At 35.0% G+C, this 12,129-nt stretch carries 12 protein-coding genes and 1 pseudogene; 4 read left to right on the top strand and 9 right to left on the bottom strand.

All coding sequences use genetic code 11. From position 1 onward, the window contains the following. Window positions 1-4: 4 nt before the first annotated feature. The 4 genes from INR76_RS08120 to INR76_RS08105 form a co-directional block, all read right to left on the bottom strand. On the bottom strand, window positions 5-1,081 hold the full coding sequence (locus INR76_RS08120; RefSeq protein WP_223107411.1) for a sensor histidine kinase: 1,077 nt from the start codon (window positions 1,079-1,081) through the stop codon (window positions 5-7). A gap of 88 nt (window positions 1,082-1,169) precedes the next feature. Beyond that, window positions 1,170-2,558: an NAD(P)(+) transhydrogenase (Re/Si-specific) subunit beta gene (locus tag INR76_RS08115; protein WP_223107410.1), complete on the bottom strand. Its 1,389-nt coding sequence runs from the start codon at window positions 2,556-2,558 to the stop codon at window positions 1,170-1,172. Window positions 2,559-2,562: 4 nt separating this feature from the next. Beyond that, entirely contained in the window at window positions 2,563-2,859 is a 297-nt protein-coding gene (locus tag INR76_RS08110; protein ID WP_223107409.1) for an NAD(P) transhydrogenase subunit alpha, read from the bottom strand. Window position 2,860: 1 nt separating this feature from the next. Next, window positions 2,861-3,976, bottom strand: a complete 1,116-nt coding sequence (locus INR76_RS08105; protein WP_223107408.1) for an NAD(P) transhydrogenase subunit alpha — start codon at window positions 3,974-3,976, stop codon at window positions 2,861-2,863. Between the two features lie 292 nt (window positions 3,977-4,268). Here INR76_RS08105 and INR76_RS08100 point away from each other — a divergent pair, with 292 nt between their 5' ends. Beyond that, complete coding sequence (locus tag INR76_RS08100; protein WP_223107407.1) at window positions 4,269-5,108, top strand: universal stress protein; 840 nt, start codon at window positions 4,269-4,271, stop codon at window positions 5,106-5,108. A gap of 39 nt (window positions 5,109-5,147) precedes the next feature. On the opposite strand, the gene INR76_RS08095 is transcribed toward INR76_RS08100, so the two are convergent. Genes INR76_RS08095 through INR76_RS08085 form a run of 3 tightly spaced genes read right to left on the bottom strand, consistent with a single transcriptional unit; the run spans window position 5,148 to window position 8,224 of the window. Next, a complete protein-coding gene (locus tag INR76_RS08095; protein ID WP_223107406.1) occupies window positions 5,148-6,524 on the bottom strand; it encodes an MBL fold metallo-hydrolase RNA specificity domain-containing protein in 1,377 nt (458 codons plus the stop codon). After that, window positions 6,517-7,353 carry an ATP cone domain-containing protein gene (locus INR76_RS08090; protein WP_223107405.1) on the bottom strand — a complete coding sequence of 279 codons (837 nt, stop codon included), beginning with the start codon at window positions 7,351-7,353 and terminating at the stop codon, window positions 6,517-6,519. Before INR76_RS08090 ends, INR76_RS08095 begins: the two co-directional genes overlap by 8 nt. Before the next feature lie 25 nt (window positions 7,354-7,378). Beyond that, on the bottom strand, window positions 7,379-8,224 hold the full coding sequence (locus tag INR76_RS08085) for a universal stress protein (protein ID WP_223107404.1): 846 nt from the start codon (window positions 8,222-8,224) through the stop codon (window positions 7,379-7,381). Window positions 8,225-8,343: 119 nt separating this feature from the next. On the opposite strand from INR76_RS08085, the gene INR76_RS08080 reads away from it, so the two are divergent. Genes INR76_RS08080 through trxA form a run of 3 tightly spaced genes read left to right on the top strand, consistent with a single transcriptional unit; the run spans window position 8,344 to window position 9,974 of the window. After that, the gene (locus tag INR76_RS08080; protein WP_223107403.1) at window positions 8,344-8,748 is read left to right on the top strand and encodes a hypothetical protein; all 405 of its coding nucleotides are present in this window, start codon (window positions 8,344-8,346) and stop codon (window positions 8,746-8,748) included. Window positions 8,749-8,750: 2 nt separating this feature from the next. After that, window positions 8,751-9,638, top strand: a complete 888-nt coding sequence (locus tag INR76_RS08075; RefSeq protein ID WP_223107402.1) for an RsiV family protein — start codon at window positions 8,751-8,753, stop codon at window positions 9,636-9,638. A gap of 36 nt (window positions 9,639-9,674) precedes the next feature. After that, window positions 9,675-9,974 (top strand): thioredoxin, encoded by a 300-nt coding sequence (gene trxA / locus INR76_RS08070; RefSeq protein WP_223107401.1) that lies wholly within the window; start codon window positions 9,675-9,677, stop codon window positions 9,972-9,974. 104 nt (window positions 9,975-10,078) lie between these two features. On the opposite strand, the gene INR76_RS08065 is transcribed toward trxA, so the two are convergent. Beyond that, complete coding sequence (locus INR76_RS08065) at window positions 10,079-10,915, bottom strand: universal stress protein (protein ID WP_223107400.1); 837 nt, start codon at window positions 10,913-10,915, stop codon at window positions 10,079-10,081. A 129-nt stretch (window positions 10,916-11,044) separates the two neighbouring features. Next, window positions 11,045-12,127 (bottom strand): annotated as a pseudogene (locus tag INR76_RS08060) (aspartate kinase); the annotation flags it as partial. Window positions 12,128-12,129 lie beyond the last annotated feature (2 nt).

The raw sequence follows: 12,129 nt of genomic DNA, 5'->3' as shown, positions 1-12,129 counted from the left end.
GCTATTATGATTTTGGAAGTCTAACGGTAAAGGTAGCACCTTTATCGATATTATTTTCGGCTTTGATTGTTCCTTTGTGACTCAATACAATCCCGTGTACTACACTAAGCCCAAGACCCGATCCATCACCCGTAGGTTTGGTACTATAAAATGGTTGAAAAATTTTATCCAATGCTTCTTCTGAAATACCAGGACCTTCATCTTGAATACTCAAAACACTCTCGGTTGGGGATTGATATGCTTTAATTGTAACTAATCCGTTTTTTGGTGAAAAGTATATGGCATTGATAATAAGGTTAAATATGATTTGTGTAAGCTGTATTTGATCTGCCTTAAGCCACATTTCTTCCTCTTGAATACGCACCACATACTTTACTTGCTCTTTTCTGAAGGTAGCATCGAGTAAGCTAATTGCTTCTTTTATAGTAGGAACTATATTTACTCGTTTCATTTCTTGAGGCATTTCACACGCAAAAAACATTAATTTTTTTACTACTTCTCTAGAAAAAATAGCGTTGTGAATGATTTTGTCTACATCCTTTGAAGCATTCTCTTGATTTTTGAATTCATCTTTAAGCAACTCTGCAAAGCCCAATATATTTGCCAATGGTGTATTTAGTTCGTGTGCTATACCGGCTGTAATTTCTCCTATTATGCTTAGTCGGTCTGCACGTTCCATTTGTCTTTTTAATGAAGCTTCTTTATTGTTTATTTCTATACGTTCTAGTAGGTTTCCAATTTTTAAAGCAACGTTGTCAAGCAATTGTTGTTCTTCTCTTAAAAAAGTACTTTTATCTGTAAGTGAAGCAATAATTTTTCCTTCGGGTTTATTAAAAATAGTTATAGAAGCTGTGAGGCCTAACTTTTCATTAATGATTCCGGTTTTAAATGTAGTATCTGGTGTTTGTATAGCTATTTCTGTATACTTCGGAAATTGAAAAGCTTTCTTTACACTATAGGCAATAGCTGTTAAGGTATCTTTCACTTCTGCTATGTCTGCATTGACAATTATAGAAGATACTTCATACAGACATGTTAATTCTTTAATACGTTCTTTAAGAGCTGTTTCGGTATGAGACATAGAATTTTTATGCTAAACTTTTTAAAGGTATTAAAAATTATAGTTCAGTTACATGCAAGCAGGTAATTAAAATTGGACGTGATTTTATTTAAAGTAATTTGAGTTGGTTAATTAGATTTTGTAATGAATCCTTTGCATCGCCAAACAATAAACTACAGTTGTTCATTCCGAAGAGATCATTGGCAACTCCCGCATATCCTTTACTCATACCTCGTTTCATAACCACTACTTGTTTACTCTTATGGGCTTTTATAATAGGCATACCATAAATGGGACTATCAGGATTGATTTCGGCAGCCGGATTTACAACATCGTTTGCTCCTATAATTAATACCACATCATATTTATCCATATCACTATTTACTTGATCCATTTCTTTAAGGTATTCATAATCTATGTTTGCTTCAGCGAGTAAAACATTCATATGTCCCGGCATTCTACCTGCTACGGGATGAATAATAAAATCTACTTGAGTATCTTGTTTTTCTAATAATTGATGTAATTGACTGCACAAGTGTTGCCCTTGAGCCACAGCAAGACCATACCCAGGAATAATAGCTATTTTATTGGCAAAGGATAATTGCATCGCTGTTTCAGAAACAGCTATTTCTTTAATGTTTTGCGCTTCGGTACTTTCAGCAACTTTACCTTTTTTAAACTTTCCTGCCAGTACTTTTAATAAAGAACGGTTCATCGCTTTACACATTAAAAGAGTCAATAATATTCCGGCTGCTCCTACAAAAATACCGCCTGCAATCATGGCTTTATTTGCATAAACAAGTCCTGCCAATGCGGTAGCAATTCCTGTGATAGAATTTAAAAGGGAGATTACCACCGGCATATCGGCCCCGCCAATAGGTAAAACAAATAAAACTCCATATAATAAAGCTATTGCTGCCATAACATATGCAATAACCTCAAAAGAAAGAGGGATACCGCCCAAAAAGTAAAGTAATGGTATAACTATAATAGATATTAACAATACCCGCGAACCAAGTACTATAATACCTTTGCGGTTGTCTTTTATTTTTCCTGCTAGTTTACCATAGGCTACAACGCTTCCTGAAGCTGCTACAGCTCCGGTTACTAAACCTAAAAGAAGTAAAATTTGCATTCCTAAAGATGTAGGGTTCTCTTTTATTTGTATGGCTTCAACAATCCCTAAAAGCATAGCACATCCTCCTCCGGTAGCATTGAATAGAGATACTAATTGAGGCATAGCAGTCATTTCAACTTTTGCCGCCATAATTTTTCCTCCCACCGAGCCTAATAAAATTGCTCCAAACACGATGAGAAGATTAATAGTTGGTACTGTTTGCGAAGTGAGTAACCAGAATGTACACAAAACTGCAAGAATCATTCCTATCGCTGCTAATGTATTTCCTGCTTTTGCATATTTTGGTGAACTCATAAATTTTAGTCCTCCTAAAAATGTAACTGTAGTTAATAAATAACCTACTTCAATTAATGCATTCATTATACTATTTTTTGGTGTTGAACATTTTTAGCATTCTACCGGTAACAAAAAAGCCTCCCGATATATTCAAGGCACCCAAAAAAACAGCAATACCACCTACTGTTAGTGTAATATAATTAGTGGGAGGTATTTGAAACATCATTATTATAGCTCCTACCATAATTACTCCACTAATAGCATTGGCACCAGACATTAGCGGAGTATGAAGGATGGCAGGTACATTTGCGATTACTTCTATTCCTATAAAAACACAAAAAATGACAAAATAAATAACGTCAAGATTGTTTTGAATAAATTCCATATTAAGCTAGTTCAAGTTTATTAATTAATACTGGGTTGGTTAAAATTCCTTTATCAATAACTTTGCTCTTTTCTAATAACACATCACCATCTTTGGTAGCATGTAACACGTATTTTAAAAAGTTATAATAATTTGTAGATAATAGCTGTGATGCTGCTTGCGGTACTCCTCGAGATAAGTTTGAGTCACCTATTATTGTAACTTGATTATGCTGTAAAATTTGTCCTGCGCGGCTCATCTCACAATTTCCTCCCTGTTCTGCTGCCATATCTACAATTACAGATCCTGGTTTCATGGCTTCGATTGCAGTTTTTTCTACTAAAAGAGGAGCTTTTTTTCCGGGTATATTAGCCGTACAAATAACGATATCGGCATTTTGAATTCGGTTGTGAATTACTTCCTTTTGACGTTTTAAGTATTGTTCTGTTTGTGCAACCGCATACCCTCCCGCGTCTTTGGCATCTTGAGCACCTTCTACTTCTACAAATTTGGCACCTAGACTTCTTACTTCTTCTCCTGCAGATTTACGCACGTCAAATGCTTCTACTATTGCACCAAGGCGTTTTGCTGTAGCAATGGCTTGTAATCCTGCTACTCCAGCACCTAACACCAATACCTTTGCAGGATTGAGTGTTCCGGCTGCAGTAGTAAACATAGGAATTGCTCCATTATAATATGAGGTTGCTTTCAATACTGCTTTGTATCCTGCTAGTGATGCCATGGAAGACAATACATCCATAGATTGAGCCAAGGTAGTACGAGGTAATAAATCTAAACTGTAAACAGTAGTGTTTTTATTTAGAAACTTTTCAATTCGTTCTGGATAATAAAACATATTAAAGATACCAATACGGGTATTGTGTTTCTCGTCAACAACAGTATCACTTAAATCATTTATTGAGAGTATATAATCTGACTCGTTTAAAATAGTTTCTCGGGTTAGAATTTTAGCCCCTACTTTCTCAAAGTCTGTATCTGGAATATCCAAATCATCTCCAAATCCAAACTCTACAAAAAAATCTAAATCAAACTCTTGTGTTAATCGCTTAAGTTCTTTAGGCAAAAAACAGATTCTATTTTCAAATGAAGGCTCTTTAACCAATCCTATTTTTTCCATACGCTCTGTTTAGAATTACTATCTAAAGCCTACACCTTATTCAATGCTCATACCACGAATGCTACTTACAACCCAAAACACTATAAAAAACTGATTATTAACTATTTAAAAATAACTTTTAATTGGTTAATTGAGAGATATGGTTCCGGCCGGTACATTTTACCCCGTTGAAACTTTATAAAAGGTATGAGAAAGTTGAACACAAATAGGTTGCAACCTAGATGCTACAAGTGACATTTGTCATAGTATTTACTTAAACAAACAACTACTTTTAAAACCTAATACTTGAGTTATGTTAACAATTTTATTGCCTACCGATTTTTCTGAAAATTCTAAAAATGCCATACGGTATGCCTTAGATTTTTTTTCAGAAGCGACTTGTACCTTTTATTTTTTGAATGTTCAGAAATCATCAGAATTTATCATGGATGATTTTTACACTGCTGATCCCAATAAAGATATATACACTACCCTACTGGAAGACAATAAAAATAAGCTTCAGAAATTTGTAGAAGAATTTGAAAAGACATACAGTCATGAAAACTTTACATTCAAACAAAAAGTAGATTATGATGGTCTCACGGCGTCTATAAAACAGATACTTGAAGATACGCCTATAGACGTATTGGTTATGGGTAGTAATGGAGCTACCGGAGCTCTAGAAGTTGTTTTTGGCAGTAATACATTGCAAGTGATGCGCGAAATTGACTGTCCTTTACTTATTGTTCCTGAAGGCTATGAATATAAACCTATAGCTTCGGTATTATTTACCTTACATCACAATGAAAACCTAGAACTGCATAAAATGAGTATGCTATTTTCATTGCTCACATTCAAAAAAGCAAAGCTTGAGGTTCTAGATGTTCATGATGATCCTTTTTTTAGCCCTCAAACACAAGAACCTGAAAGTATAAAAAAAGCATTTGAAGGTTTTTCTTATCATTTTCATCAAGTATCGGGTATTACCGCTCCTGTAGCTACCGATGCTTTTATTCAACTTTTTGAAGTAGGCATGCACGCTATTTTTTCAACCAAAGAGAGTTTTTTTGAACGGTTTTTATTTGGTTCAGAAAATAAACAATTGGGCTACCGCACACGCATACCGTTATTGATGCTCTCGCATAGTGATTAATGTAATGGTATTTATAAAAGGTTACAATTTTTCAATCAACTAATCAGAAACACGTATAGTTTTCTTTTCATATAGCTTCGGAATGCTTACTCGCCACCCAAAACGATCCCGTATCTTAACACGTAGCATATCTTGAGCTGTTGGTTCTCCATGAATTAAAAAAACGTCCTGTACGTTATTTGTAATATTTTCTAACCAATCTAATATTCCTCGTTGGTCTGCGTGTGCCGACAAACTTTCTAAACGATGAATTTGTGCTTTAACGGGGTAATACTTGCCGTATATTTTAAGTTCGTGAGCTCCTTCCAAAAGTTGCCTTCCACGGGTTCCCTCTGCTTGATAGCCTACCATCAAAATACGTGTAGTGGATTTGTCTATATAGTGCTGCAAATAGGTTAATACCCTACCTCCAGTAAGCATACCGCTACCAGTCATCACAATTTTAGGCCTGGGGTTGTCGATGGTTTTCCAAGTATCTGCATAGGATTGAGTGATGTAAAATCGCTTTTTCATTCTTCGGAATGATTGTGGCGAGAGACGATGCCAATCTGAAAATTGTTCAAATACAGACACCACATTGGTACCCATAGGGCTATCTACAAAAATTGGAATATTAGGTATTTTATTTTGTTCGTATAAATTCCATAATAAAAACATCAACGTTTGCATTCTTTCAACTGCAAAAGAAGGGATGATCAACGTACCTCTTTCCTGAATAACTTGATTTATTATTTTGGAAAGAATAGCTGTACTATCTTCTTGTGGATGCAATCGATTGCCATAGGTGCTTTCTAAAAAAAGATAGTCTGCCCGTTTAGGTTTTTGGGGCGAATATAATAATGAATCATTAACCCTTCCTATATCTCCAGAAAACACAAATCGTTTTCCGTAGAGTTCTAATTCTATATACGTTGAACCAATAATATGACCGTTATAACAAAATCGTACTCGTATGTGTTTTGTGATGGGTTTCCAAAAGTCTGTTTCAACAGCCTTAAAAAAGGTGAGTGATTTTTCTACATCACTTCTCGTATAAAAAGGAAGAGCTGGTTGATGTTTACTATACTTTTCTTGGTTTGCCTTTTCAGCTTCTTCTTCATGGATTTTGGCACTATCTTCTAATATAATTTTAGTAACGGCCAGCGTAGGCGCAGTACCGTAAATAGTACCTTGAAATCCTTGTTGTACCAACCGAGGAATATACCCTGTATGATCCAAATGGCCATGTGTTAAGAGTATAGTATCAACTGCTGAAACCTCAACTGGAAGTGGTTTCCAATTTTCTTCTCGTAAGCTTTTGAGTCCTTGAAACATACCACAATCTATTAAAAGGGTATGTTCTGGAGTTTGTATGTAAAATTTTGAACCTGTTACTGTCGATGCCGCACCCAAAAACTGAATTGAAATATTAGTCATATTCGGTATGAATTTTACAGAGACATTCTATTTCGTTTAAAATACGCTTTTTCCTATTTTCAGAAATACCTAAGTGATCTAAGTAAAACCTATCATGAAGCAGGTCTTTACAGAGCACCACATCTCTACTTAATAAAAATTGTTTTTCTCGTTTACTTAACAGGGTTGAAACAGTAATAGGATATAATTTTAATAAGTCAATCTTGTCTTTTAAACCGTTGCCTTTTGGGTAATCCCAGCTCAACAAGTACAAGCCTGCACAGAGTGCAAATTGTTCTGCGTCTTTACTAAAGCGCGTATTGGTAACCACATAACCGGTTAAGGTATTTTTATGTTGAAAAGCAATATCTTGAAACCGAGCGTGTATGTATAAAGGTATTTTCACATCGCAATTTCTTCCTTCCTCTCCATGAAATTTACACTCCGCCACAATGTGGTTTTTTGTTTCGTTTTTAGCCTCAATGTCTACTTCATGGTCTACACATTTTCCAGACATGGTTTTTCCTACAGCAACGTGATACCCTTCATTGGCAAAAATAGCCGCTACAAATTTTTCAAACGGAAATCCTGTAGGGCCCAATTCATAAATAGCTTTTTTAAGCTTATACTTAGATGCCAAATGCCCGCCTTCTTTTTGAAGCATTGTGTAAGCTCGGTTATAAATTTCTTTAGTAGAAATTCCTTGATATAATTCATCACGTACTGTGTTTACAATTTTTTTAATCAACGCCTCTTTTGCTCCACTGCGTCGCAATGAGTTTTCAAGTTTGGATATAGAAAAAGACACTTTCTTACCAGATGATTTTACTATTTCAGTTGTCTTTTTCATAATGCAATGCTCTTGGTTATATGTTTTATTCTTGTGGAATGATAAGCTTCAAGGTGCGGTCTGCGCCACTTAATTTATTAATAACCGGTTCTCTGAAAAGTTTCATAATCATATTGTGTTTTCTGTAAACCAACACGAGCAAATCAATATCTTCCTTTTCTACAAACTTCTGAATGGTTTTTGAAATAGATTGTTCTTTTTTCAGAAAATGAAAGTGTGTATTAAAGGATTCTGTGTTTTTCTTCAGAAGAGCTAAATGGGTTTGCTGAGCTTCAGTAAGTGTATTTTGCTCACCCACATGAATAACTTCTAGAGAGGAATGAAAACTGTTAATTAACTCTGTTAACGGTTCCGCATGAGCCAGATTTGAATATTCTGTAAAGTCTGTTGCAAATCCTATCTTAAAAGGTGCAACAAAATTTACCTTTTCGGGCACGACTAGCAACGGACACGTTTTTAGTTTTTTAATCATTTGTAAGGTAGTACTACCTACCAATATGTTTTCATCTGCTGTTTTTCCTTTGGTTCCCATGACCATTAACGAAACATTTTCTTGCGTAATGAGTTTTTTTACAGCTCTATACACACTCATCCCTGTGGCTATAAACCGAAATGTATGTGCCGCATTTCCCAAGTTGTTTCTTACCTTATCAATAAGTTCGGCGCCTTGTTTTTCAACCCGAGTGATGATTTGGTCTACTATTTTTTCGCTCTTTCCTATATCAACACGGCTGGTTAAGTGACTTACCTCATCTTCATATGAATATAACAAAATAAAATTTGTGGTATGCTCACTATACAACTTGGCAGAATAAAACAACGCTTCATAGGCGTTATTTGAAAAATCGGTAGGAATTAAAATTGTTTTCATAATGTAAAAGATTATATCAATCTAAAAGTAGTTTAAATCATCTCCTATCACAATGACATATATCATAGATTACCGCGCTCTTTCTTACTACTTTTATAATACATTAAAAACCACCTACTATGAATACCAAACAAAAACCCGAACTTAGATTTTATCAAAAACTGGGTGAATTATTTTATGCCATTGCCGCTTCAGATAAGGTAATACGTGATGCAGAAGTAAAAACACTGCGAGAATTGGTGCATGAAAAATGGAAACAGGTTGATACCCTTGAAGACGAATATCATACCGATGCTTCGTACCAAATTGAAATTGTTTTTGATTGGATGGAAGACAGTCAATTGGACGCCCAAATCTGTTTTAACGATTTTAAAACATTTAAAGAAGAACACCCCAGTTTATTCACCTCAAAAATTAATTCTATAATTTTAGAAACCGCTCACGCTATTGCAAATTCGTTCGCTGGAAAAAACAAAGCAGAATTGGTAATGCTTGCCAAGCTTGACCTTCTTTTAAAATCATAACTATGAGACTATTTTTTATTACCTCTATTATTGTAAGCGCTCTGTTTATTTCGTGTAAACAAGATACTTCGGAAAAAGAACTTCCTGAAAACTCCGTGGAGTCTCCAATTTCTGAAACAATAGCGACCGATACTATTTCAGAAAAACCAGTAGATCGAGATCTTAAAAAGCTAGAAGGAATTTCTATAAAACAAAACGAACTTAAAACCAAACCTGATGAACGGGAAGCTCTAGAAACACTCGTTATTGAAAAGAAACTCACAAAAGAAGATGATTTATTTACATTAAAATTTACCTATCCGCTTTTAAACGAAAAGATAAATCCTGCTTACCGAAATTTTAATCAATACATAACTGAACAATATGTCGATGTGGTAGGTACCGAAGCTTCTATCCTTGAAGATGCAGAATTAATTTGCGATAGCATTCGCGCCAATCGTTTTCACGAAGTAAGAACTATTGACTATAAAATTTACAATTTGAATGACAAACACATCAGCATTCTATTTTACAAAGAGAATTTTTATGCCAGAACACTTCATCCATCCTTGAGTTTTACGTGCCTTAATTATGATTTGAATAATGCTTCATTTCTGAAATATGAAGATATTTTTACGACAGGCAGCGAAGAAACACTTCGTGGTATTTTAAACGATGAAATAACGCGCCAAATTGCTGCGGGCGACTTGTATTATGATTGTTGGGAGCTTTCTTCAGAAGATTTTTTCCAATACAAAAACAACTTTGTTTTGCATGATACGTATGCTGAGTTTTACTTTGATGATTGTATTGTTTGTCCTTCTTATACAGGAACATATTCGGTGCACGTTTCATTAGAAAAATTACTTCCGGTTTTACGTAACTACAGTAACAGTCCTTTTAAAGGCTAAGTTACATTGTGTATTTTTGTATAAAACAATGCGCTTATGAAAAGTAATTTTAAAAGTATTATTGATTCTGAAACACCTGTTTTGGTAGACTTTTACGCAGATTGGTGTGGTCCTTGTAAAACGCTTGCTCCTATCTTAAAACAAGTAAAGGACGAGCTGCAAGATGCGATTAAAATTGTAAAAATTGATGTAGATAAAAATCAATCGCTGGCTTCACAGTTTCAGGTAAGAGGCGTCCCTACTATGCTCCTATTTAAAAATGGAACTCAAGTGTGGCGGCAAAGTGGTGTGTTACAAAAACAAGATATTATCTCAATTATTAATCAACATACATAATTGTATACCGCAGTAACGCAGCGTTACATTGCGAAATAGTAAGTCTAAAAAAAAGAGAGCCATAAACAGCTCTCTTTTTTCAACTAAAAACAGATGGTCTTCCTTTAAATTTTAAAGGTAATAACCGGCAATTTAGAATGGTTAGCTATATCTTCAGTGATACTTCCTGAAAAAAAGTGAGATAAGCCTCTTCGACCGTGCGTTGGAATGGCAATAACTTCAGCACCAATTTTTTTGCTGTATGTAAATACACCATTTTCTACCGTGTAATCATTTATAAACGCAACATTTTTAATATGGTGCGCATCGTCTAATCCAGATTGAGATAGAAAGGATACAATTCGGTCTTCAATTTCATAAGTTGATTTAAAGTCCTCACCCGGTAGATGGACATATAATAGTTTTAATTCGGTATTAAAAAGTTTAAACACCTTCATTGCTTGTCGGTATGCGTGGAGGTTGGCTTCTTTAAAATCTGAAACAAACACTGCTTTATTCATTGAAAACCCAACAGACGGACCTTTAATAACTAATACCGGAATATTTGAGGTGCGTACAACTTTTTCGGTGTTACTTCCTACAAATACTTCATTCCACCCGCTGCTTCCGTGTGAGCCCATCACGATGAGATCGGCTCCACGCTTTTCGGCAATGCTACCCAATTCACTAAAAACTGTATAGTTTTCAACTGCAGTTTCTATGGTTATTCCTTCTAGGTATTCTTTATCCAAAAATTCTGCAAAGCGCTTTTCAGCTAGTTTCAAATAATAAAGACCTTCTAGTGCTTTTTTTGATTCATCTCTAGAAATAACCGCTTCTGAAAGGCCCAACATATGGACCACACTAAGAGTTGCATCTTGTTTTTTTGCTATCGATGCAGCAGCTTGCAAAGCATATTCGGCATATTGTGAAAAATCGGTTGGAACGAGTATTTTTTTCATAATGTTCTTTTTTAAAAATTAAAATATGATTGTGCTTTTTATAACAAATCATAAATCACACTATAAAAGTATTTTAATATCTGTACTAGAACAATGACTTTTATCATACCGGCAACCTGAAATCGTGGTTTAGTTAAGTCGATCACTCAATCTTAAAACATCACCAAATACCCCTCTTGCAGTAACTGCTGCGCCGGCGCCGGCTCCTTGAATAACGATAGGATTGGTTCCATAGCTTTCTGTGTAAATTTCAAATATAGAATCACTTCCTTTTAACTGTCCTAAAGCACTATTTTTGGGAACAGCTGTTAAACTTACGTGTAACTGTGCTCCATCTTCTTTAGAAAGGTCTCCGTGTAAATCGCCTATGTATCGTAACACGTGGTCTTTTTTTAAGTTTTTTCGTTTAATGTGAAATGGTACATCCAATTCATGTAATTGATTTAAAAAATTTTCTTTGGAAATCGTTCGCAAGTGCTTCGGAATTAAATTTTGAATAGAGACATCTTCCATTTCTGTATGTAAATCTAATTCACGCGCTAAAATAAGCAGTTTTCTTCCTACGTCATTTCCGCATAAATCCTCTCTCGGATCTGGTTCAGTATATCCTTGCTGAATAGCCTGCTGTAACGTTTCGCTAAACGATTGCTCACTTTCTGAAAACGTGTTAAATAAATAACTAAGCGAACCGGAAAAAACTCCTTTTATACGAGTGATGTTTTCTCCAGAAAGATGCAGTAACTTAATGGTATCAATAAGCGGTAACCCGGCGCCTACATTGGTTTCATACAAATAAGATTGGTTTTGTTCATCTAAAGTTTGGCGAAGGTTTTTATAAAAGTTTAGATCGATAGTGTTCCCTATCTTATTGGAGGACACCAAGCTAAACCCTGCTTTTACCAAATGTGGATACGTTTGCACAAACGCTGCATCTGCCGTATTATCGATGGCTATGCAATTTTCTAAGTTGTGTTCTTTTGCAAATTGAATAATCTCGTTTACAGAATACGGTATGCCTTCTTCTCGTTTGGTACTTTGCCAAGAAGTAGATATGCCGTTTTTTTGAAACAAAGCCGTTTTTGAGTTGGCAACTACAAAAATAGAGAGGTCTAAGCGACGTCGATTTTTAAGTTCTTTCTGAGATTTTAAAATTTGATCTATAAGACGGCTTCCTACATTGCCATGCCCAAATACAGCCAAATTTACTTTTTTTC

The sequence above is a fragment of the Marixanthomonas sp. SCSIO 43207 genome (genome assembly GCF_019904255.1).
GTDB lineage: Bacteria > Bacteroidota > Bacteroidia > Flavobacteriales > Flavobacteriaceae > Marixanthomonas.
Note: the sequence above shows the minus strand (reverse complement) of the source record. Positions and strands in the feature narration are given on the sequence as shown.